Annotated in this window: 16 protein-coding genes; 3 read left to right on the top strand and 13 right to left on the bottom strand. The window is 43.7% G+C overall.

All coding sequences use genetic code 11. The features are described 5' to 3' along the window. Positions 1-43 precede the first annotated feature (43 nt). The 5 genes from A6049_RS06305 to A6049_RS06285 all read right to left on the bottom strand — a co-directional run bounded on the left by A6049_RS06305 (position 44) and on the right by A6049_RS06285 (position 8,588). Positions 44-1,033: an alpha/beta hydrolase gene (locus A6049_RS06305; protein ID WP_063563814.1), complete on the bottom strand. Its 990-nt coding sequence runs from the start codon at positions 1,031-1,033 to the stop codon at positions 44-46. Positions 1,034-1,079: 46 nt separating this feature from the next. Then, positions 1,080-2,495, bottom strand: coding sequence for an MFS transporter (locus tag A6049_RS06300; protein WP_161490558.1), 1,416 nt, complete (start codon positions 2,493-2,495; stop codon positions 1,080-1,082). 222 nt (positions 2,496-2,717) lie between these two features. Further along, positions 2,718-3,944, bottom strand: coding sequence for a cytochrome P450 family protein (locus A6049_RS06295; RefSeq protein ID WP_063563813.1), 1,227 nt, complete (start codon positions 3,942-3,944; stop codon positions 2,718-2,720). A gap of 106 nt (positions 3,945-4,050) precedes the next feature. Beyond that, positions 4,051-6,894, bottom strand: a complete 2,844-nt coding sequence (locus tag A6049_RS06290; protein WP_063563812.1) for an alpha-L-rhamnosidase — start codon at positions 6,892-6,894, stop codon at positions 4,051-4,053. Positions 6,895-6,944: 50 nt separating this feature from the next. Further along, a complete protein-coding gene (locus tag A6049_RS06285) occupies positions 6,945-8,588 on the bottom strand; it encodes a type 2 periplasmic-binding domain-containing protein (protein WP_063563811.1) in 1,644 nt (547 codons plus the stop codon). 190 nt (positions 8,589-8,778) lie between these two features. On the opposite strand from A6049_RS06285, the gene A6049_RS06280 reads away from it, so the two are divergent. Together A6049_RS06280 and A6049_RS06275 are read left to right on the top strand one after the other, a co-directional pair. Continuing rightward, positions 8,779-10,458, top strand: coding sequence for a sensor histidine kinase (locus A6049_RS06280; protein ID WP_063563810.1), 1,680 nt, complete (start codon positions 8,779-8,781; stop codon positions 10,456-10,458). Positions 10,459-10,634: 176 nt separating this feature from the next. Continuing rightward, positions 10,635-11,240, top strand: a complete 606-nt coding sequence (locus A6049_RS06275; RefSeq protein WP_063563809.1) for a TetR/AcrR family transcriptional regulator — start codon at positions 10,635-10,637, stop codon at positions 11,238-11,240. On the opposite strand, the gene A6049_RS06270 is transcribed toward A6049_RS06275, so the two are convergent. The 5 genes from A6049_RS06270 to A6049_RS06250 all read right to left on the bottom strand — a co-directional run bounded on the left by A6049_RS06270 (position 11,225) and on the right by A6049_RS06250 (position 18,887). Next, positions 11,225-12,100 (bottom strand): DegV family protein, encoded by an 876-nt coding sequence (locus A6049_RS06270; protein WP_063563808.1) that lies wholly within the window; start codon positions 12,098-12,100, stop codon positions 11,225-11,227. The two genes, A6049_RS06275 and A6049_RS06270, sit on opposite strands and share 16 nt — an antisense overlap. A gap of 13 nt (positions 12,101-12,113) precedes the next feature. Continuing rightward, positions 12,114-14,354 carry an MMPL family transporter gene (locus tag A6049_RS06265; protein WP_063563807.1) on the bottom strand — a complete coding sequence of 747 codons (2,241 nt, stop codon included), beginning with the start codon at positions 14,352-14,354 and terminating at the stop codon, positions 12,114-12,116. Between the two features lie 203 nt (positions 14,355-14,557). Continuing rightward, the gene (locus A6049_RS06260) at positions 14,558-15,208 is read right to left on the bottom strand and encodes a response regulator (RefSeq protein WP_063563806.1); all 651 of its coding nucleotides are present in this window, start codon (positions 15,206-15,208) and stop codon (positions 14,558-14,560) included. Positions 15,209-15,224: 16 nt separating this feature from the next. Next, on the bottom strand, positions 15,225-16,427 hold the full coding sequence (locus A6049_RS06255; protein WP_063563805.1) for a sensor histidine kinase: 1,203 nt from the start codon (positions 16,425-16,427) through the stop codon (positions 15,225-15,227). A gap of 177 nt (positions 16,428-16,604) precedes the next feature. After that, positions 16,605-18,887: a beta-glucosidase family protein gene (locus A6049_RS06250; protein WP_063563804.1), complete on the bottom strand. Its 2,283-nt coding sequence runs from the start codon at positions 18,885-18,887 to the stop codon at positions 16,605-16,607. A gap of 286 nt (positions 18,888-19,173) precedes the next feature. On the opposite strand from A6049_RS06250, the gene A6049_RS06245 reads away from it, so the two are divergent. Continuing rightward, entirely contained in the window at positions 19,174-20,775 is a 1,602-nt protein-coding gene (locus A6049_RS06245) for a response regulator (RefSeq protein ID WP_063563803.1), read from the top strand. A 36-nt stretch (positions 20,776-20,811) separates the two neighbouring features. Here the strand turns inward: A6049_RS06245 and A6049_RS06240 are convergent, their stop codons facing one another. The 3 genes from A6049_RS06240 to A6049_RS06230 form a co-directional block, all read right to left on the bottom strand. Then, a complete protein-coding gene (locus A6049_RS06240) occupies positions 20,812-21,129 on the bottom strand; it encodes a hypothetical protein (protein ID WP_063563802.1) in 318 nt (105 codons plus the stop codon). A 450-nt stretch (positions 21,130-21,579) separates the two neighbouring features. After that, positions 21,580-21,816: a hypothetical protein gene (locus tag A6049_RS06235; RefSeq protein ID WP_063563801.1), complete on the bottom strand. Its 237-nt coding sequence runs from the start codon at positions 21,814-21,816 to the stop codon at positions 21,580-21,582. A 543-nt stretch (positions 21,817-22,359) separates the two neighbouring features. Then, on the bottom strand, positions 22,360-23,325 hold the full coding sequence (locus A6049_RS06230; RefSeq protein ID WP_063563800.1) for a quinone oxidoreductase family protein: 966 nt from the start codon (positions 23,323-23,325) through the stop codon (positions 22,360-22,362). Positions 23,326-23,634 lie beyond the last annotated feature (309 nt).

Below are 23,634 nucleotides of genomic sequence, written 5' to 3'. Positions count from 1 at the left end.
TTTATTGTCTACATTTGCAATTATCATTTGAATACTTGGTAAATTATCGAGGTGGAACGGGAACAAGCCGCAATTGATGATCCAACTGGATTGCTGCTGCTTCTGATAAGAGATCACCCCCAAAGTCAAGAATAGCTCGGAGAGGAACTTCCATTGCTTCTTGATTCGGCGATTCCCCAAGAACAGGTATTGCGGCTAAAATGACCTGTTTACAGACTTCATTTTTCCACAAAACACCCAGTTGTACATCCAAACTGTATTGATTAACAGAATCAACCTGAACGCTCTCTCGCTCCGAGGCGAATTCACCAAATATGCCTCGGAGCCAGCTTATACAAAGACGAAACCACTGCGCAACAGCCGGTTCGACCATGCTGCGTAACCCTCCTGAAGTATGAGGTCTTGCGAGCGATAAGCCATGTACGCCTTTGGTAAAGATATGCATCTCAAACGGGACATTTGCATGGTTAAGAGCTTCTGCAAAAGTCAAAGCGTTACTAACTGGAACCAATCGATCCTCGTACGTGTGAAATATGAACGTTGGCGGTGTTAACGCATCTACAGACTTATCGACGCCTGGTACCAGTACAGGGAAAATACGGCTCATCGATTCCACAATGCATGGATAACCAAGAATCATGGCATTGGGCCTAATCTTTCCCATAGTTCCTAACGCTGCCGCTAAGTGTCCACCAGCCGAGAAGCCACATACAGCTATTTTGTCTGGATCAATCCCCCACTTCGAACTATTCTCCTGAATCAATTCCAGTGCTTCTTCTGCATCATTCAAAGGTTTCGGAAATACAGCGTTCTGATTAATCGAATATTGTAACGTAAAAGCCTGGTACCCCTCCGCTAGAAAAGCCATCGCTATCGGTTCTGCCTCCCGCTCTGAACATGCTCTGTATGCCCCACCAGGTAAAATGAGAACAGCAGGTCGATTGCCCATGATAGACATTCCTTGTGAAGAATCCAATACATAAGCCGTTAGACTAACGTTCGAATTGGTGAGTTCAACCGTTGTTAACTTCATATATCCTCCTATATTTTCATTTATAGTATATTGAAGCGTTCTCAATTTAAATTTTAGCGGTTCTTCTTTCTTCGAGATCTTTAAGGACTTTAGGGAATTCTTTATCCAGTTTGTAGAAGAACAGACAGATTGCAATCACGACCATTACAACAATAGGTACATATATGTTTAAAGCAATAATAGCTTGTTTAACTGCATCACCTTGCTCGCTCGCCTGCTCCACGTAACCACCTAAGGCTAGAAACCATCCAATCATGGCTGCTCCCAAAGCAGTACCCACCTTGTTGCCAAAGGCATTAACACTATTCGTTAACCCAACCATTCTTTTATGGAACTTCCATTCTCCATATTCAATCGTATCCGTGGTGAGTGCTCCTCCAACTGCCATGAGAGGAATCGTACCCAGGGTTTGGAATACCGAACACACAAGTCCTAGCATAATACTCTCGGGTGCAATCAATCTAGCCGTTGCTCCAATCAAACCAATGATAACACCACCAAGAGCTGTGTTACGTTTGCCAAACTTTTTGATAAAGGGTCCCGACAAGCTAAAACCGATCACGACCGGAATGAGACCTATCCCTCCCATAATGGCAACCAGATTCACATCTCCCCAGATGTACTTGGCGTAATAGGTTCCTGCAGCGACACCTAATGCGAACAAAATATGAGAAAAGGTACCAACAGTGAACATCAAAAGCCAGTATTTATTGGAGATCAACATTTTCAAACCTTGGACTAGTGAAATTTTCTCCTGAAAAACGCCAAGCTCGTCCAATTGTACATTGTTATATTTCTCTCTGTTGGAGAAAAAGGCGATGAGTATTCCTGCCGCGGCCATGAATGCGAAAATCCCGGCTAATATAGTCCATTCCCTTCTGCCACCACCCATAGCGTTGACAATAGGAAGAAAAGCAATCGCCACAACCATTCCTGCTAAATAACCGCTACTTGATCTGATAATACCCATTAAAGATCTTTCATAGGTGTTGCGTGTAGTCAGGGCCATCAAACTTGAGTAGGGTATGAATGTAGGTGTATACACCATAATGTAAAATACCAGATTTGTTATAATGGCATATACAATTTTACCAGTGACGCTGATATCCGGAACTGAAAATAACAGTAACAACGATACAAACATCGGAATGCTCATCCAGAGTAGCCACGGACGTGCTTGCCCATACTTGGATTTAGTCCGGTCTACGAGCACGCCCATGCCCACATCTGCAACTGCATCAAGCAGTTTGGTAACCAATAGAACAGTTCCTACAATTGCTGCCGATACACCTACAACATCCGTGTAATAATACGTAATTAGTCCCAGCAATCCGCTTGAAATGTTCAGCCCAAACATTCCCATGGAATCTCCGATCAGTCTTTTAGTCGGAATTTCACGTTGAGGTTGATGAGGTGTGTCTGTGTGAGATGTGATCTGTTGGTCATTTACTGCAACTCCCATAGCTTTTCCCCTCCGATATACTCTTGATGGATACGTAATGAATCCGCTTTCATACTTATATTGTAAGATCCATACAGGAATACGGATATAACGCGTTGTTAAGATGAAATAACGTAATCCAAATACAATATCGGAGGTGAGTACCTTATAAAAAAAGAAGCCACGATAATTGTGGCTTCTCTTCATTCAATATGAATAAGTACGTTTATCATTTAATGTAAATCAGAACGAAACCGGGAAGTCTTTTAATCCGCGAATAATCATGCCTTGGCGCCATTCCAATGATTCCTCTGTTGTGTTCAGACGAATATCAGGCATTTTACGCAGTAACGCATGAATAGCAATCTCCCCTTCTAGTCTCGCTAAGGGTGCTCCAAGACAGAAATGTATGCCCTTTCCAAAGGCAATATGATTATTCACCTTACGTGTAATATCAAACGTATCCGGCTCGGGGAACTGCTGTGGATCACGATTTGCAGACGAAAACGAAACAAAGAGCATATCCCCTTGTCGAATATGTTTTCCGCCATACTCTACATCTTCAGTAGCCCAGCGTATGTTGCTCACTTCTGCCGGTCCGTTATACCGAAGGATCTCCTCCAGGGCTGGATGAATCAATTCAGGATCATTCAAGAGCAATTGCTTCTGCTCCGGGTTATCAAGCAACGCCAGCATACCGTTCCCGATCAGATTCACGGTTGTTTCATGGCCTGCAATGATTAGAACGAAGACAAGGGCATATAGTTCCTGCTCCGAAAGAACATCTCCCTCCTCCTCCACGCTGATGAGGTCGCTAATCAGGTCTTCCTGAAGATGTTGGCGTCTTTCTGTGATCAACACATGCAGATAGTCTACGAATGCCTTCATGACCTCATCGCTCTTCTCGTTCATATGTGGATTGTTGAATCCCTCCATGATGGTATTGGACCACTCCTGGAATTTGTCCTGATCCTCTAGAGGAACCCCCAACATTTCACATATAACCATGATCGGAAGGGGAAAAGCATAATCTTCGATCAGATCCAGTTCCCTTTTTCCACTCGCCAGTACCTTGTCAAGCAATTCATCGCTTATTTCTACAATTCTACCGCGCAGGCGCTCAATCATACGGGGTGTAAAAGCTTTCTGTATCAATCTCCGTAGACGGCGGTGATCCTCCGGATTCACACTAAGCAAATTACGAGAAATGATCTCTTGATGTGGCGGAGCTGCCCCCTCAACATTTCCCATGAACGGAGGATTCGTCACAAAGCGTTTATCCTGAAAAATCTCAACGGCGTCTTCGTAGCGAGTAATCATCCATGCAAAGTGACCACTGGGCAAAGGAAACCGATGCACCGGATCTTCGTTTCGCAGCTCCTTGTAGACCGGAAAGGGATTATTTATAAACGATTGATCAAGAAAATCAACTCCCGACTTCGAATGTCCCTTGTTGCCATTGGTAAACATTACAACGCCTCCCGAATATATGATAGTTTGTATATCAATACAATATTGATTCTATCATTACCGAATACGACTTTCAAATTTTGTAATCTTACGTACCCTGCTACACTCACTGGTCAAGCTGAACCATCGCCAACTTGCGATCAAGTTCATCCAACTGTTCTTCAGGTGCGCTGAAGGATGGATAACTGGCCAATTCACGTATACTCGCTTCTCCCATTGGTCCAATGGTTTCTGGATTCAACGTAGCAAAAACTGGTGAAAATCCGCTTAAAGCTTCGCGGCCTCCCTCATTACGAAGCAAGTCATTGAGTGGAGTGTGTGTGCTAAGAATTTTCTTGTATACTTTGGATGGAGCATAGCTTACTTCATACGTACCACTACTCACTTCAATTATGGTATTCTCTTCTTCCTGTGTGACAGGTAATCCGGAATCTGTAAGGATAACACCGTTCAGGGTCACATTCTCCATTTGAGCATGTGGTAGTTTTATCGTAGCTGTTGCATTGAACGGTATGGAGAAGCTGAAGAACAGATTCCCTTGCTCGTTGAATTTCCATTCGCTCTTATACCGTCCTGCTGCCGTATCTACATGAGCTTTAACCCATTGGATTCTGAAATCAGGTAGAGGTGCCAGTAAAGCATGACGGAATCCTGGATTATCCTCGACGGGATTGATTCCTGCCATATTCCGATACATCCATTCTGCAACCGCTCCATAAGCATAATGATTGAGCGAGTTCATGCCATCTCCGCTGATTTTCCCATCCGGAAGAATAGAGTTCCAGCGTTCCCAGATCGTTGTCGCCCCCATATTGACCGCATACAGCCAGCTTGGATAATCATCATTCAGCAGCAGTGTGTATGCAATGTCGTTGCTTCCATGCTCTGACAGAACCCGGTTCAGATAGGGTGTTCCGACAAAGCCTGTTCGCAAATGGTTCTGGTCTTTGCGCAGACGCATGCGGATGTCTTCCTCAATCCGCGGAGTGTGTTGTTCTGGCACCAGATTCATAAACAAGGCAACCGCATATGCCGTCTGCGTATCTACAGCGAGACGTCCATTGCTGGTAAAGAATTCATCCTTTATCGCTGCTCTAACCTCTAGTGCCAGTTGCGCATAGGTCTCCACGAGGTCTCCATGTCCCAGAACTTTGGCTGCCTTCGCTACAATATCTGCTGAATAAGCGTAATACGCTGAAGCCACAAAATGATTATCCGTTCCCCCCATTGGAGAATCGGGATTACCCCCATCCAGTGCAAGCCAGTCACCAAAATGGAAACCTACTGTCCATAACCGTTTGCCGCCTGATTCATCATCGGTACGTTTGATGAAGTCCACCCATGCCTTCATGCTGTCAAATTGTTGCTCAAGAATACCCTTATCTCCAGAGTGAACGTAACTGTTCCATGGAATAATGGTGGCTGCATCGCCCCAAGCACTAGACCCACCGCCTTGCACTCGGCCAACGGGGATCACCATGGGTACCATACCTTCCCGATCTTCCTGTTCCATCCATAGATCATAACCATACTTACTGAAGAAAGCATAGGTATCCATGTTGAAATTAGCAGTACCAGAGAAGACCTGTGCATCACCTGTCCAGCCCATTCGTTCATCCCGTTGCGGACAATCTGTAGGTGTATCCAGGAAATTTCCTTTTTGACCCCATAGTGCATTCTCATATAGACGGTTGATTCCTGAATGGCTTGTCTCCAAATATCCGATGCGGTCCATATCCGAGTAAACAACACATCCTGTAAAATCGTCCAAGTCCAACTTACCAATCCAACCCTCTACTTTGATATATCTGAAGCCGTAGAAGGTAAAGTAGGGTCGAATGATGGCTTCATTGCCATCTGATGTATACGTATATTCCGCCTTGGCCGATCTAAGATTCTCCCGATAGAAATTACCATCCTGAAGTACTTCGCCATATTGTAAATGAATGACTGATCCACGCGGTGCCTGAGTGCGAAATTGTAGCCAGCCGACCATGTTTTGTCCCATATCAATGACGGTCTCCCCAGCTGGGGTGGTGAGGACCTCGATCGGTTTTAATGTTTCCTTGATCACAACGGGGAGACTCTTTCTAGCCATCAGACGCTCGTAGCCTAGATTCGTTTCTTTGACTGGATATTCCTCAGAAACATCCAGAGTAGCATCATAAATTTCTCCATCATAGATGTTACTATCCAACACCGGGGAGCGGGTAGCTCGCCAGGACGTATCTGTTTTAAACACGACTTCGGTACCATCTGTATAGGTAATAATGATTTCGGAAATCAGTGCAAAATGGTCTCCATACAGCTCCCCTGTTGTATCGCCTTCAAAGCCAAAGCGACCTTTGTACCAACCGTTCCCGAGGCCTACATCAACCGTGTTTGTACCAAGCTGTAGCATATCTGTAATATCGTAGGTCTGATACTGCAACCATTTGTGATAGGCATTATAATGGGGAGCCAAATATTCATCTCCAACCTTGGCGCCATTAAGCGTCATCTCGTAAACACCCAGACCACATACGTAGGCACGGGCTTGTACCACTGAACCCGCAATTTCGAAACTTCTTTTCAAGACAGGATGGACTGAACTGTCCAGTTCAGGGGTGATCCACTGAGCTGTCCACGCCTCTTCCTGCTTTGCGGTTTCAAACCAAGCTGTCTCACTGATGGCATCTTCACCACGTTCGTTCCAAACCCGTACTCTCCAGTAATATCGGGTCCTTGGAGCTAACGTCAGAGACGGTATATATGCGAGTGAATCAATGTCCTCTTTTTTACCACTGTCAAAAACGATGTTAATGAAGGCTTCATCCAGCGCTATTTCTATTTGTGCAGCAATCTGTTTAGTTGCCGTAGTCTCCGTAACAACATAAGACAAGCTTGGATATTCTATTGCGAATCCTAACGGATTGGATACATGATTTGTTTTTAAATTTGTGATTTTCATGACTTTACCCTCCATTATCGTTGAATACGTTCTCACAACTTTGTTCTGCATTATTGAGATTGGATTGACCTGTACCACTCGTTCACTTCGTCCGTCATTTGTTTTCCGCCAGATTTGAGCCATTTCTTAACAAAATCATCAAAAGCCTCTATAGGCTGCTCGCCATAAATAATAGAATTAAAGGTATCCAACTCCATCTTTTGCAGATAGGTGTTCCTTGATCGCATTATTTTCGTCGCCGGTCCTTGAAACAGGTTTCGTTGGTCTATTTTTTCCTGAGTCGCCTCAACAACGTCTGCCTGTGTAACCGGCAACTCATCCGGGTTGTTCGGGTCTACCCCCATGCTGAAAAAGACGGCTCGATCATAAGCATTCAGTTGTTCACCCTTGCCTAGTTTTAAAATGGCGTCTTTAAATCGTGAGGGGTAGCTTGCATATTGGCTAAACAATGTATATTTGGAGGTATTTACTTTTCCTCCTGGAATTGTACTGCTCTCACTGTTAATAGATCCATCCTGTTTCAGAACATAGTCATACCCGTTTTGATAGGCGCTAAGAAAGAACGGATCATCGGTTACAGTTGCTTCATATAAATAGTTCTGGTATTTAAAAAATGCCTGTAACGCTTCTTCAGAAATGTCTTTGCTAATAAGGAGAGCAGCACTGTAAGAATTGCCCGCCAGTCTCCCTGCTGTTCCATCAGGACCCGTTGGTATCGGATTAGGAATAAATTCTGCTTGAGAATCTCTAGCTATGAGCTGCTTCACCGGATAGTCAGCAAACCATCGTGGTCCTGCAACAATTCCGACCTTGCCGGCAATTACGTTTTCGTTAACTTGACTGAAATCTTGTAATGCAACGTTGTTTCCCATATATCCTTTGCTTTGCCATGATCTCAGTCTCAACAGTGCTTTTTTGATCTCCGGTTGAATGCTGCCGTACATCAACTGTCCCTTTCCATCTTCACCCCATATTTCAGGAAGGGCTCCATAAGCCCCGAATACCCATGAGATATCTCCTGTTGGGGAAGCCAGATACTGATCCTTGATGGCAAAATCAATGCCGTAGGTATCTTTTAACCCATTCCCATCCGGATCATCATAAGTAAAGGCTTTCATGATTTGTTCGAGTTCATCCAGATTACGCGGGGCTTCAAGTCCCAGTTTATCCAGCCAATCTTTACGGATCCATAGTACAGCTTGTGAAGCTTGTTCAGTAATAATGGGGATCGCCATTCTTTTACCATTTTCAATGAACGGTTGCCAGGCTTCAGGAACTTCTGCCATAGCCGCTTTCCAGGTGGGAGAGGCGTATTGATCAAAGGCTTCTCCCGCATCCAATACCTTTCCTGAAGTCAGGAACTGATTCGTCGTATCCATGACTTTAGATGAAAATACATCAGGAAGTGGGTCATCGGAAGACAAAATTAATCTAAGCTTCATATCGTAATCCTCCACCGGAGCACTCCATTGTGTGCGAATATCCACCCCCAATGTCTTCTTGGCCCAACGTATATGTACGTTATCGGACGCCGTTTCGCTGTTTTTGTATACGGTGGTTGGTTCATCCATCTTCACGGTGGTTAGGACGACTTCATGTTTAACAGATTCCTGTTGAGGAGTTGTTTCATCACATGCCGTCAATAGAGCCAAACAAAGGACGGACAGAAGCAGGGATTTTTTCCTCCAGCTCATATTCAAAATTCTCCTTCATCTATTTCATCTTAATCATATCGTGACAACTATGGGATCGAAATAACGCTATTTCAACATTCCATAATTCAATCTTAACTTACGCTTCTATTACTCTTTGTTTCACTTGTGTTTCTCCTTTGGTCGCCCTACAATGAGATATATTTACATCATTGGCAGGGGGAATAGCGGTGTGAAGCAGAAGTACAGAACATTCCTGAACATGGTGGCAATTACTTTGATTATGCTTGCAGCAGTATTAATCATGTACACCTTCTCTGTCCAGTCCAGCTTGGATACAGTCAAAAAAGATATTGAGGCCAACAACCTTAATCGGGTTCAATTTGTAGTAAATACACTCGACCAGAACATAGATCGGTTAAATATGCTTGCCATTACACTGGAAACGGATAATACAATTGCTCTCCTTCAATCGATCGACGTCATGAGTGCATTTGAGCAAGTTCAGCTCATTCAGAATGTTGAGGCCAGAGTGAAACTTCAAAGTCTTTCGGAAGGATGGAGTAACAAAATATCCATCTACTCCATCCTCCTCAATCAATGGATTGTATCTTCGGAAAATCAGATGCAGTCTCCTGAGAATGATTCACCACAGTCAGGGTGGAAAATCGATCCTGTTTCAGGGGCATTTTATAAATACAAGACGAATTCCGAGCTAATTATGCGAATGGAGTTCCCTCGGGGCAATCTGGAGGAACTTGTAGAAAACTCACATCAGGGAGAGAATGAGGCCGTATTCTATCATCCGAATCAGGGATCCATTACTCGCAAAAACGCAAATCCCTTGACCTCCCTTATTTTAGACCAAGTCGTCACTAATCTTAAGCCTGCTTCCGGTACCGAGACAGTCTCCGTTAACGGTTCTGACTATATCGTCAACTATGTTTATTCGCAACAACTTGAATGGTATCTTATTGACTTTATGCCTCTGGATAAGGTGTTGCAACCCATTAAAACCAGCCAAATCTGGTTCTACTCCGCCTGTGTAATGCTATTTATGGCAGGGTTGACAATTATCATTGTTCTCTTTCGGAAAGTTCAGATTCCTATACTGGTTCTTCTGAAGGGAGTTCGACTGCTGAAGCATGCTGAATTCTCTTATCGGATTAAGAGGCAGAGCGGCAATGAATTTGATTATTTGTATGGACAGTTCAATGACATGGCCGAACAGATCGAAGACTTGATCGAGAAAGTATATAAAGAAAAAATCATAGCACGAGAAGCTGTGCTCAAGCAGTTGCAGGCTCAAATCAATCCGCATTTCCTTTATAATTGCCTGTTTTTCATCAATAACATGACGCGACTTGGCAACGAGGAAGCCGTTACGGCCATGACCCAGAATCTTGCGGAGTATTTCAGATATACGACCCGCCTGAATGAACCAATGACCCGTTTGGAAAAAGAACTGGGTATCGTCCGGAATTATCTTGAAATTCAATGTCTGCGTATGGAACGACTCTCCTATCATATCGAACTGCCCGATGATCTCAGTTCTATTCCAATTCCAAAGCTGCTTGTCCAGCCTCTGGTGGAAAACAGTATTATCCACGGAATTGAAATGAAGCGTGATTCAGGTTATATACAGGTTAAGGTAGAACGGACCGAACGAGGTATCCTTCTTACTGTTGAAGATGATGGAACAGGGATGACACTTGACGAGATCAACTCCCTTATGGTTAGACTTGCCGAACCTCCTGTAGATACCATAGGTTGTGCCCTGTGGAACATCACTGAACGTCTGCGTATTCATGATCCTGTTCATTCAGGTATCCAATTGGATCAAAGTCCACTCGGCGGTATGCGGGTGAGAATTCACTGGTCCCTTCCCACAAATGATCGAGAACTTGAATAATAAAGTCTATACAAAATGCCTCATACATCACTTGAATTTTGATGTATGAGGCATTATTGATTTTTAATTGACAGAAAAGTGTCATGTTTGTTAGCATAGTCTGAGTTAAATCGAACAAGGAGGTTTTTCCAATAGAACCCCGGCAAAGGCTTGAAAACGAGCGCAGCGATCTAAAATTGAAGCGGCGCACAAGTATTATTGAAGCAGCTCAAATCGTTTTTTTCAATAAAGGTTTCGAACAAGCAACGATGCAGGAGATCGCCGCTGAGGCGAGCTTGGGCGTCGCTACCATATTCCGTTATTTCCCCAAAAAAGAACAGTTAATTGTTGCGGTCGCTTCCGAAATTGTTCAATCCGAGATCGAAGTGTTCGAGGGCATTCTACACGATCAAGGAACCTGTTATGACAAGCTGGAAAGAATCTTTGATACACTTATTTTCTTCCAACAGGCGGAACATCAACGGAACTCGAAATTAATTGAGGCATTCGAATGTTACGTCTCCATGTCGAAGCTTCCTCTGGACGATATGGAAATCTATCAGGCCAATTATAATAAATTGATTACCCTGTTTACCGAGCTTGCGGAACTTGGTGAACAGGACGGGTCCTTGCGGACGGATGGCAATACTCGTGAAACCATTAATACCATGATTAATGTGTTTGGAAACTTTTCCAAAAAGATGGCGATGTTGAACGGTATTGATGCATTCCAGACCCAAGTAAATGAAGTGCAGCAGTTCAATATCCTAAAAAAACTGTTCCTTGATCATTTGAGAGCCTGAACAAGAGGCTCCGACTTCAGGATAAAACTGATTGCCAGACTATGAGGACCACTGTGAGAGCATATGGAGCAGCCGCCTTCGATGATGTGTACATTGCGAACAGAGGTCTCTTCTAGAATCATGTTGCGTATCCACTCCGCAGTTTCCTCTTCCAGTGTCTGGGCAATAATAATCTGGTCGTGATCAATGCGATGGATATGGCTCAAAATATCCTGTAAAAGTTTCTTAACAATTCTCTCCTTGCTTCCCCTGTATTTCACTCCGGAAAGAACCTTTCCATGTCTAACATATAAAATGGGACGAATTCGAAGCATACTTCCTAGCATATGTTGAATGCTGCTAACCCTGCCTCCCTTGTGAAGATAATCGAGATTATCAACGAGCACATTTAACTGGATTTCATGCCGCGCTGTCTCAAGCCATTCGGCGATCGCAAGGGCACTTTTTCCTTCTGAAGCCATTTCCGTTGCTAAAAGTACATTCATGGCTGTCCCGGCGGATACATTCAGTGAATCTACAACCGTTACCCGTCCTGCGGGGAACTCTCTTGCCGCCACCATGGCGTTCTGATACGTCGATGATAGATGAGAGGACATACTGATAAACAGTATATCCTCTCCGTTCTCGATGACCGGACGGAACACTTGAATGAAATCTGCAGGCGGAGGTGCAGCTGTCTTCGGCAATTGGTCGTATATCTCAACCAAATTGTACATGTCTTTTGCATTGATTTCTTTTCGATCAACATAGGACGTGTCCTGAAAAACAATATATAAAGGTACAATTCCGATATTATATTGGTCCATCCAATCCTGTGGGACATCCGAGATACTATCTGCAAAAATGCGTACTTTCGACATGCTACGCCTCCCCCTAACCTGATTTCTCTTTACTCATCAAAGTTGAACTTTCCGATTCTTCATCTTTTTTCGATGAAATGGAGGTATCGATAGAATGAGTATCCTTCATCACGGATTCTCCCTCCACATCAATATTAGGAAGAATTCGATCCAGCCACTTCGGCAAATACCAGGCGCTTCGCCCTAACAGGGTCATCACCGCCGGGACAAGCGTCATCCGAACGATGAATGCATCTACCAAAATACCAAAGGCAAGTGCGAGTCCCATGGATTTGATCATGGCATCTCCGGCAAAGATAAAGCTCGCAAAGACGGCGATCATAATCAATCCTGCGGCAGTTACAACAGGACCACTATGAGTAATACCACTTCGTATTGATTTCACTGCATCTCCCGTATGGTTATAATCCTCTCTCATGCGGCTTACCAAAAATACTTCGTAGTCCATAGCAAGTCCGAAGAGAATACCTGTAACCAGAATTGGCAGGAAGCTCAGTACCGGCCCTGGTTCGGGAATGCCAAATAAATTTGCCAGATAGCCATCTTGAATGACCAAAACGATGACGCCCAGGGTTGATCCAAGGGTGAACAGGAATCCAAGTACGGCTTTGATTGGAACCAGAATGGATCGAAAAACCAGCATGAGCAACACGAAGGCGAGACCTACAATCAATATTGCAAATTTCGGCAATGCTTCATCGAGTTTCTCGGAGATATCAATATTGACTGCCGTTCCCCCGGTAACCATAATTTCGACGTTATTATCTTTCATCACCTGTTCCGCTTCTTCACGAATAGATTGAACCAATTCAGTCGTTTTGATATCATGAGGACCCGTCTCGGGTAACACCGTAATGATTGCGGCCTTCCCGGAAGGACTCGGAATTAAAGGATAGACACTTGCCACATCAGGCAGATTTTTGATATATGAAGTTGCTTTGGCAATATCCGCTTGTGGATCTTCCGTTTTTGCTGTTCTAGCAACTACAACCAGTTGACCATTAAATCCTTCTCCAAAGCCTTCTGCAAGCAGGTCATACCCTCGACGCTCGGTTGTCTCCGTGGATTTTAATCCGCTATCCGGCAGACCAAGTTGCATATGCAGGAATGGAATTGTACAAACGGTCAATAAAACGATGCACAGGATGGCAGTGAGCCAAGGTTTGCGCGTTACAATCTTGCCCCAACGATTCTCTGTTCCCTCTGCTTTTTTGGGACCAGACCATTTCCGCAGCCATTTGTTCTCCCGTGCCGGACTAATTCGATCTCCTGCAACTGCCAATACGGCAGGAACAAAAATGACAGCAATTAATACTGCTACGAATACACTTACAGCTGCCGCCAATCCCATCATGGTTATAAATGGAATCTGTACTACTGACAGACCGACCAGGGCGATAATAACGGTTATTCCTGCAAAGACAACGGAGCTACCTGCTGTTGCATTGGCTTGAGCAATGGCTGTATTTCGCTCAAATCCTGCTGCCAGTTGTTGACGATACCTGGACATGATGAACAGAGCATAGTCGATCCCTACAGCCAAGGCCAGCATAACAGCCAGTGTAATGGAGAATGAAGCCATAGAAACTACATTTGAGCCAATGACGATAATCATCATTCCTATACCGAGTCCTACAACTGCGGTTAGGATCGGTAATCCTGCTGCGAGAAACGATGTGAATGTGAAAGCAAGGATCATGAACGCAATCAGAACCCCGATGACTTCAGAAGTACCTCCTATCTCAAGCTCAGAAAAAGCTACACTCCCTGCAAGTTCCGTTTGAATTCCACGATCCTGCAGTCTCTCTACAACACCAAGAACATGTTCTTTGGAATTCTCTGTTACTTCATTGGCTGGCTGACTGTATGTAACATCAGCATAACCAATCTTCTTGTCTGCACTTAACGTACCGGCGTCATACGGACTGACGATAGATGTTACCGATGAATCCGATTGAACCACTTTTAATGCTTCTGTAATCCATTTTTTGTTCGATTCCGATTCCAGTGTTGCCTTTTCAGACTTGAACACTAACCTGATCTGTCCACCATCACCGGAGGATGGAAATTCTTCATTCAATATTATTCCAGCCTGTTCCGATTTGGTTCCCGGAATGGTCATCTCTCCTGTAAAGGACGTTCCCAAGCCAAGACCCAAGGCGGCCACAAGCAGTAAAAGCATCAAACCTCCTGCGATTACCATTTTCCTTTTTCTTACCGACCACTCACCGAGTCGAAATAATAATTTTGCCATATTCTTTTGACGTCTCCCTTCTTTGCTACAAATCTGGGCTATCTTGATGTTGGACAACCTCGTGAATTCATCATATCTAAAACTGAACAAGAAAAAACGTACATAAGGGCATGCCCTTGATGTACGTTTGGGAAGCACCAAAGGGCGCTTTTAGTACTCGCTGACCATTGATATGGAAAATAATATATCAATTTAAAATGTATTTACAAATGTAAGATGCCCTTTTCCACGGATACAGCGACAGCTTCCGAACGTGAATCTACGCCCAGTTTGTTATAGATATTGGTCAACTGTGCCTTAACGGTTCGTTCCGCCATACCCATATCAAAAGCAATGTCTTTGCTGCGAAGGCCCCGGGCCACTGCCTGAAGAATGATTAATTCCTTCTCAGTCAACGATAGTGCGTTTTTCGGTTTCTCTTCTACCGCGGACTCGTCCCGATATGCAAATACTCTGGCGGTTATTTCAGGCTGCAGCAGTGTCTCCCCACGCAGAGCAGACTCCAGTGTGCGGAACAAATTCTCTCTGCTTGTATCCTTAAGTAAATATCCTTTGGCTCCCAATCGCAGCCCATTGATCATAAGTTCGTCCTCATTATATGTGGTCAAAATAATTACGGGAATCTGTATGTTTTTTTCGTTCATGATCTTCAAAGTATCCAGTCCACTCAATCCTCCGGGCATATTCAGATCCATCAGAATGACGTCTGGTTTCAGCGCTTCCATCTGTTCCAACGCTGCGTTTCCTTCCTCGGCTTCTCCGACAACATCGTAGTTGTCATCGGTCCCCAGGATTAATTTCATGCCCTCACGTACAACCCAATGATCATCTACAATCAGAACTTTATGCTTCATTATTTCCCCTCCCATACTATACAGGTACAGACAGCTCTATTGTAGTACCTTCATTGTTGCTCTCAATATGAATTTGCCCGCCTATAAGCCTAGCACGCTCATGAATACCGATCAGGCCGTAATGTCCTGTCTCTTTACCAATTTTTCCAATGTTAAAACCTCTTCCATTATCCTTAATAACCATGTGAAATTGTTGATGATTATCCCAAATGTTTACGGATACACTACTGGCCTGCGCATGACGTGCCACGTTGGTCAGTGTTTCACTCAACATATGCAATACATGCTCCATTTTAGCTCCGGACAGAACAGATTTTATGTTAAATTCCAAATTGACATCAACTCCTGTCGCTAATCTAAAGCGTTGCAGTTGATCATGAATCGCCTCGTTAAAGTTGACGGCAGGTGTAGCTCGGGTTCTTAGATCGTCAATCGCTTTTCTCGCATCGCCCAGTGTCTGTCTGGCCTGTCCCATGGATGACAGAACAATCTCATGAGCTCGGTCGATGTTCCCTCGGCTCAGATATGCGTCTATCGCTTCCAATTGCATAATTAGTCCGGCTTGCCCCTGAGCCAACGTATCATGCAGATCCCTTGCCATTCGTTGACGCTCGTTGGCCAGCGTCAGCTCTTCCACCTTCTGGTGGGTCAGTTCCAGATCACGCAGAAATGTCTGCGTACGAACCCTGGCATTAACCTGCCGATAGTAAAGGAGCGCATACGCCATAACAACGACAATCATAAGCATAAGTAACGGGATAAACAATGCAAGATCCTGTACATTCTTGATCCACAAGGTGATCAGGCAAAAGAAAAGATACAGCACAAAAGCTACAAAAACCACCTTTTTGGTTTCAAAAAAAATAGCTACGCTTTGCCCTATTAATACAGGAATCAAGCCAATAAGTATGACGGGAAGCCCATCGGGCATGATGATCGAGCTCCCAAAAATAAGGCTTCCCTGGATCATTAGATACAGTGCTCTGGAACGGTTGATAATATCGTTCACACGCCAGTATAGATACATGTGAATGACCATAATCATTATAAAAAACAAGGTGGGCACCAGGAGGGGAACAGACATAGTTTGTAATGCGACAGTGACGATGGTCACCAGTACGGTCCATATGATAATGGGAAGACGGGAGGACGTAATCTTGTCATAATCCTCATCCATACTTGATTGAAGGAAGCCGGGGTGGTTGGACATATTTTTCATGGAATCACCTCTCATCCAGTCATTATATTACGGATTGTCTATGGGTTATATGTACTTTAGTGCATGCCCTTTCGTACATCATTAACTTGCTATGTAATAATAGTATAAGAAAATCGCCCATAAGTCATTCTTATGGACGATTCCACTTTGTCTACTGCTTTTTAGTTCATCTACTCTTTACTGGCGCACGGCTGCATTCAAGCCTGCAAGAAGCTGTGAGAGTAACTCTTCTGTAAGTGCTCCCCCCGTAAAAGGAATAAGAGCTCGCAGTGGCATATAACGCATGGATGCTTGAATCATCTCTGAAGAGACTGCATCTGAGTGGGCATTTTCAGCACCTTGTGGAGCAAATCCGTGCAATTGTCCCAGTACAGCCATGGTTTTCGGATTAGAGAGTAATTCTCCCAGGGCTGTGTTACGGTCGTAGACTGGAATGATTTCAGGTGAAGTCGATTCTACATGAACGGTCTTTTGCAGGATGATTTGACGAGATGAAGAACCGATCAGGAGATCATACTCACCACTCTCAACATGCCAATCCTTCAAGTCAATATTGTAATACGCAAAGCTTCGTTTATCTAAAGTAAAAGTAACAGTCTTCTCTTCATCCGGCTCAAGAGAAACCTTGGCGAAACCTTTCAGTTCTTTTTCAGGACGGCTAACGGTTGTCTGCCGATCATGAACATATAGTTGTACCACTTCTTGACCATACCGTTGCCCTATGTTTTTCACGTTAACCGTAACAGTGATTATATCTGTATCCTTGAATTCCGTTTGGCTTGCGTTCAGCTGTGAATACTCAAATTGAGTATAGCTCAAACCATAACCGAAGGGGAATAAAGGTTCAATATCTTTGCCGTCATAATAGCGATAACCCACATAAATGCCTTCTCTATATTCGACCCGATCCCCATCACCAGGGAAGAACAGCGAAGATGGATTATGCTTTAAGGATTGCGGGAAAGTCTCTGCGAGCTTCCCACTGGGATTAACTTCTCCGAATAACAGATCAGCGATTGCTCCTCCTGCAGCCTGTCCACCCAGGTACGCTTCAAGTACAGCTTTTGCATTGTTAAGCCAAGGCATAACAATAGGTGAGCCATTGCTGAGCACAACCACCACGTTAGGCTGGACAGCAGCAACGGCTGTTATAAGTTCCTGCTGGTTCACCGGAATATCCAGATGTTCTCGATCATATCCCTCGGACTCATAGCGGTCTGGCAGACCAATGAACAACACGGCGACATCAGCTGCTCTTGCGGATTCAACTGCTTCGGCTACCAAAGTCGGAGCACTCTCATCAGAGTTGAGGTTGTAACCCGACTTATATGTTATTGTTGCGTCAGATCCAGCTAGCTGGACCATCTGTTCAAAGGCACTATCCAGCTTGGTTGGTTTGATATGGGAACTGCCCCCGCCTTGATATCTAACTTTGTCCGCTAACTCTCCGATGACAGCAATGTTGCCTTGTTTTTTTAGCGGGAGAATTTGATGTTCATTTTTTAATAGAACCATCGTTTCACTTGCTGCTTCTCTGGCAATCTGATGATGTTGTTCCTGGTCGTAAGTGGTATCGGGACGGCTGTTATCCACCGTTTTGAAAATGATGCCCAGCAGTCTTGCCACTGCCCGATCCAGCTTCTCTTCGGATAACTCACCACAGTTCACTGCATCAATAATTTGTTTTGGGCCTTCACCGTTGGACGAGGGCATCTCAAGCTCCAGCCCCGCTGCGATACTTGGCGCAATTTCACTCACCGCAGACCAATCCGTGACAACAAAACCTTCATGACCCCATTCTTCCTTCAGGATAGTAGTGAGTAAGTACTCATGCTGGGAAGCATACGTTCCATTGACCTTATTATATGAAGACATAACCGTCCATGGCTGTGATTGTTTGACTGCTTTCTCGAATCCGGTCAAATAGATTTCTCTTAATGTCCGTTCATCCAAAATGGCATCTGTCGTCATGCGGCGATGCTCCTGGTTGTTTACCGCAAAGTGCTTCAGAGACGTTCCGACTCCCTGACTCTGAACACCTGTGATATGAGCAGCGGCCAGTTCTCCAGTCAGATAGGGGTCTTCGGAGAAATATTCGAAGTTGCGTCCGCAAAGTGGGGAACGCTTGATATTTGCCCCTGGGCCGAGCAGAATGGCTACATTTTCTGCCTGTGCTTCTTTTCCGATCGTCGCTCCTACAAGTTGAACAAGGTCACGATTCCATGAACTGGCCAGGCCAACGGCTGAAGGAAAACAGGTTGAAGGAACACTCTCGTTCAAACCCAGATGATCTGACTCGCCTGCTTGCTTACGCAATCCATGAGGACCATCTGTCATCATGATCGAAGGAATTCCTAACCTTTCTACAGCTTGTGTAGTCCAGAACGTACTTCCTGAGCATAACTCGGCTTTTTCAGTCAAGGTTAATTGCTTTACCAGTTGTTTGATGTCACGATTCATCTTCTATACACTCCTTCATCTCCCGGCAGGTCTCCTCATGAACAGCAGATCCTTGTATGTCCCACCGCGCGTTTAAGCTTTCATGTCTATACTACGGGAAAGAAAAAATGATTGAAATATCTCTTTCTTAAGGTTGCATAACGCAATCTGAATGATAAGGATATCTAAAGATGAGTATCGTTATCTTAAGATCGGAGGTGATTGGAGTGCTCATCCATTGAAATGAGTCCACCTCCACTCTACAATAAGTGGTACAGTCAACTTTGTTGTGAGAGGGGGAAAAACTATGTACGATTTATTAATTGTGGATGACGAGAAATCAGTAGTTGATAGCCTGGCATTGACCATCCCCTGGGAAGAACACAGCATCCAGGAAGTACACAGAGCATATTCTGCCGCTGAAGCTTTGGACATTGCGTCCAAACACGCGATTGATATTATGATTACGGATATTCGTATGCCTGAGATGGATGGTCTTGAACTGATTTTGGAGATTAGAAAGTTTTCTCATAAAATACGTTGTATTATTTTATCGGGTCACGATGAATTTGAATATGCCCAAAAAGCAGTCCAGTATCAGGCAACGAACTATCTTCTCAAGCCGATTGATACCGATGAATTGATTCATTCCGTAACGGCTGCGATACAAGATATCGAGCACGAATGGGAAGAAATCAGCTCTTTTCAACAAATACAGCATGCCCTTCACGCCAATTCGCCATTGCTTCGGAACCAGCTTCTCAATGATCTTCTTCAGAACAAAGCCATGAGCGATCACATTCTTGCAGAGCGGCTGGGTATGCTGAATCTCCCGTTTAGATCGGCCGATCCGTTCAAGATGATGGTCATTCGAATGGAGGAAGAATTCTCCGGCTATGATCTCCGATCTTTATCGCTGTTAGAGTACGCCGTCTCCAATATAACGGAAGAGGTATTTCAGAATCCTTTTAAATTATGGCACTGCATTACGGATCAGGGTTACCTTGTGTTCCTGATAAAAAATAATGACCGTAACGTACTCGACTCGGTAGATTCCTATGCGATCAGACTGCAAAATAATGTACAAAAGTTCCTGAAGGGTGCAGTATCGATATGTTTGAGTAAAGAGCATGCCTTTCCTGAATCTGTATCAGAGCTGTACATGGCTTCCGTGTCTGCCATCAACCGCAATGTTGGCGAAAACAAAAGTTATTTCATTACTTTAGACAAAAAAGACACCGAATCTCATGAACAACAAAATTTGATTAATCTGCACGAGCCCCCTTTGTTGCCCAATCTGCTGGAATCGGGGAACTGGGACGAGGCGGTCAGCAAAATTGCCAGAATATTATTTTTGAATGATGCCAGAAGAGAGCTTTCGCATGATCAATTATTTATGGTTCTGCTCTATCTGTCTTCTACGTTTTCCATATCCTTTAAGTCACAGGAAGCAACGGTTGAGGAGCTTCTTGGCGAAGAGTTTGATGTTCTAATCAGAAAGAAAAGCCAATTATCCAGCCAACGAATATATATATGGGCAGAGAAAATGATTGATCTGCGTCGGAAAAAGACCTCTCATCAATTGAAGAATGCCCATGAGCAAATTACTTCAAATGTCAGGACGTATATTCAGGAGCACCTTGCTGAGGGCATCTCACTGCAGATGATCGCAGAACATGTTGGCCTTCATCCAGTGTATCTTTCCAAGGTATATAAAACAGTTACCGGAGAAACCATAGGAGATTATTTGTATCATTTACGTATGAAGCGCGCTTCATATTTCCTGTTAAACACCGACTTGAAAATTGCAGATGTCAGCAAGGAGCTCGGATTTTTGGCTCCTCCGCATTTCATTAAAATCTTTAAAAAGCACTATGGTTGTACTCCACAGGAATTCCGCACCAGATAAACGTAATGACAGAATACAAATCAGTATAACGCTACCCTAAATACCTGAAAGGCCAGCCATAAGGCCGGCCTCAGAACGACAAATGGATGAATGCCCCTTTTGTTTATTACTCTCCATGAATTCCTTGTTAATCCATAACGATCTCATGAAATTTCTCGCCTGAACAAGGGAATTTCGATCATGCGAACAATCTCCTTTCGATAAGCTTTTCCGGTCTTTGCTAAACAACAGCTTCATGGCTAATAAGGTTTCATTATTCCCCATTGGGCTAAACATCCCTGCTTCGGTTGAGCTTAATGATAGCGCAATAACATTAAGCAAAGGCACAACACAGACAAGCGCCAGCAGAACCATCAGAACGATGCTTCAACCCGCAATAGGACTTGTCCTTCCTGTGGTACTGGAATAGGAATTACCACCAATTGCATAGGTTCCCCTTTTGCAAATACCTGTAAGGCTTTCATTGTGTTCATCTATGTTCCTCCTTAATTGTCTGTAATACTGCAACGGTCTGTTACAGTATCGCAAATAATACAAATAAGGACTTGCTTATTTCTACGAAAAAATTGCACGATCCTTTCACATAAGTAACTAAACTAACCTGCCCGTTAGTTTAATGGATTGACGGGCAAAATAACGATATTTTACATACCTAATCGGTATGGGAACATGTTCTTGTCCATTTCGGCAATCGGTACAAGTTCTTGTCCTTGCTTCGGGACAAAAACTTGTACCGATAAAACAAAAAAAGGCGCTGAAAAAATAGCGATTCTCAACGGAATATGTTATTTCTCTAGAGAATTATCAAAATATACTAGTCACGATAATATGGTTCCATAACTCCTTTATTGTTTTGCCCTCAATTTTGGATTTTGATATTAACTGTTCTACAGAGTTATATCTAAGTTGAACTTCTTCATTTTGTTTAACGCAATACCATCCATCTTCATTATAACTGATTAAAAAGTGGAAATCGTTTAAGTCAAACTCGACTTCATGTCCAAGATTTAAATCCTCAATAAACTCTTCATAACTGTACATTCACTGTCTCTCCTTTCATTATCTCCAAGGACTTCTAGATTTCTGTTTATTCCAATCCCAATTCTTGAAATTAAGTACTTTATCTCTAGCGTGACATTTTTATTATGTATTTTGATACTAAGAAAATCTACATGTGTCTAATACTTAGATACCCATCTAATCGTTAATCGGACTATGTTCTTGTCCATTCCGGCAATCGGTACAAGTTCTTGTCCTTGGCTCGGGACAAGAACTTGTACCTATAAACTAAAAAAGCCGCTAAATTAGCGACTTCAATGGGAATATGTTCTTGTCCCTCGACATGGTTCGTTCGTTGCGATCAATCCTAGAATTAAGCTGACTTAAATGAGTGTTCTCCTTCTTTTGATGAATAAAAAAAGAGAAACTAAGTATACAGGTTCCGCATACCTAGTTTCTCTTAAATTTTATTCAGTGTCTTGCAGTCGCAGTCCCCTTCACCGACAAGGTGAGGGGCTTTTTTCTTTAGCCAAATACAAAGGGATAATCTGCCCTACTTGAGACTTGGTTAGATTCATACGATTTTTATGGTCTTAATAAGATTTTCCCCGTGCTTTTGCGGCTTTCCAGAAATTGATGCGCTTTTCTTCCATCTCGTAGTGCAAATACCGTAGGCTCGGATACCGTTATTTTCCCCTCTTCGATCCAGCGGAACAACTCGGCTGAACGGGTTGCCCGTTCCTCGCGGGAAGTAAGGAAATTCCAAAGATCGCCACCAGTCAAAGTTTTTGACGTATCCATCAACATCCTTGGGTCAACTGGAGCAGGGTCTCCCCCTGCCATTCCATAAAATACAACCGTCCCCCCAATGCGAGTGACTGCAAAACTATCTTCGAGCGTGGAGCCTACTGAGTCATAGACAACATCCACACCTTTTCCGTTTGTCTCCTCCATGACTTTTCTCTTCCAATCATCCGAGTACAAAAAAACCTGATTCCCTCCAGAGTTTTTAACTGCCGACGCCTTCTCCATCGAGGAGGTTAAACCAATGACCCTTCCACCGAAGAGCTTTGCAATTTGAACAAGCAACTGTCCAACGCCCCCTGCTGCGGCATGAACTAGAATTACATCATTCTCCTTAACCGTATAACTATCTTTTGTTAAATAGTGGGCAGTCAACCCTTGCAGTAAAACAGAAGCCGCCTTATCAAATGAAATGGTCTCTGGAAGAGGAATTGCCTTTTCTATAGGAACAGCCACTTTTTCTGCGTTAGCATGGGGGACATCTGCAAATGCAATAGGGTCGCCAACGCTGATTCCTTGGACATTAGCTCCTGTTTTTTCAACGACTCCTGCCCCTTCATAACCTAAAATAAACGGGGAGTTCCCAGTAAGATGATAGTTTCCTTTCCTTCTATAAATATCTGCAAAATTCAATCCGATGGCTTGCATCCTTACTAATATTTCGTCAGGCCCGATAACTGGATCCGAAATTTCAAGATATTCTAGTACTTCCGGTCCTCCGAATTTATTAAATACAAGTGCTTTCAAATGAGTGGCCTCCTCTTATATATTTTTCAAAAGCTCTGAAAGAACGGGCTTCTTTTATTGACTCCAAAACTTGCCTCTGCTTATGATACAGTTAACCCCGCTGTCTGTAACAGTAAGTTTATTTCGAAATTTAGGGAGCACAAAAGTACTCCCTCGGACAAAAGTTCTGTTATTCCAATTCCAAAATTGATTCACCGCTAATAGTAGTACCATTATTATTTCCTTCACAAATCTCTTTCATGCTCTCTTATTTGTTCAATTTCGTTCCATTGAGGTACGCTTACTTCTATACTTCTTCCTCTCACTTGT

This window comes from Paenibacillus sp. O199, from assembly GCF_001636635.1.
Classification (GTDB): Bacteria; Bacillota; Bacilli; order Paenibacillales; family Paenibacillaceae; genus Paenibacillus; species Paenibacillus marchantiae.
Note: the sequence above shows the minus strand (reverse complement) of the source record. Positions and strands in the feature narration are given on the sequence as shown.

What these genes read in the sequence shown, in the direction of transcription:
- A6049_RS06285 (WP_063563811.1), bottom strand. Translation starts at nt 8,588, where the DNA reads ATGAGCTGGAGGAAAAAATCCCTGCTTCTGTCCGTCCTTTGTTTGGCT.
- A6049_RS06240 (WP_063563802.1), bottom strand. Translation starts at nt 21,129, where the DNA reads ATGGTTCTGCTGGCGCTTGTCTGTGTTGTGCCTTTGCTTAATGTTATT.
- A6049_RS06255 (WP_063563805.1), bottom strand. Translation starts at nt 16,427, where the DNA reads ATGAAAAATATGTCCAACCACCCCGGCTTCCTTCAATCAAGTATGGAT.
- A6049_RS06250 (WP_063563804.1), bottom strand. Translation starts at nt 18,887, where the DNA reads ATGAATCGTGACATCAAACAACTGGTAAAGCAATTAACCTTGACTGAA.
- A6049_RS06270 (WP_063563808.1), bottom strand. Translation starts at nt 12,100, where the DNA reads ATGTCGAAAGTACGCATTTTTGCAGATAGTATCTCGGATGTCCCACAG.
- A6049_RS06290 (WP_063563812.1), bottom strand. Translation starts at nt 6,894, where the DNA reads ATGAAAATCACAAATTTAAAAACAAATCATGTATCCAATCCGTTAGGA.
- A6049_RS06305 (WP_063563814.1), bottom strand. Translation starts at nt 1,033, where the DNA reads ATGAAGTTAACAACGGTTGAACTCACCAATTCGAACGTTAGTCTAACG.
- A6049_RS06245 (WP_063563803.1), top strand. Translation starts at nt 19,174, where the DNA reads ATGTACGATTTATTAATTGTGGATGACGAGAAATCAGTAGTTGATAGC.
- A6049_RS06235 (WP_063563801.1), bottom strand. Translation starts at nt 21,816, where the DNA reads ATGTACAGTTATGAAGAGTTTATTGAGGATTTAAATCTTGGACATGAA.
- A6049_RS06260 (WP_063563806.1), bottom strand. Translation starts at nt 15,208, where the DNA reads ATGAAGCATAAAGTTCTGATTGTAGATGATCATTGGGTTGTACGTGAG.
- A6049_RS06295 (WP_063563813.1), bottom strand. Translation starts at nt 3,944, where the DNA reads ATGTTTACCAATGGCAACAAGGGACATTCGAAGTCGGGAGTTGATTTT.
- A6049_RS06300 (WP_161490558.1), bottom strand. Translation starts at nt 2,495, where the DNA reads ATGGGAGTTGCAGTAAATGACCAACAGATCACATCTCACACAGACACA.
- A6049_RS06265 (WP_063563807.1), bottom strand. Translation starts at nt 14,354, where the DNA reads ATGGCAAAATTATTATTTCGACTCGGTGAGTGGTCGGTAAGAAAAAGG.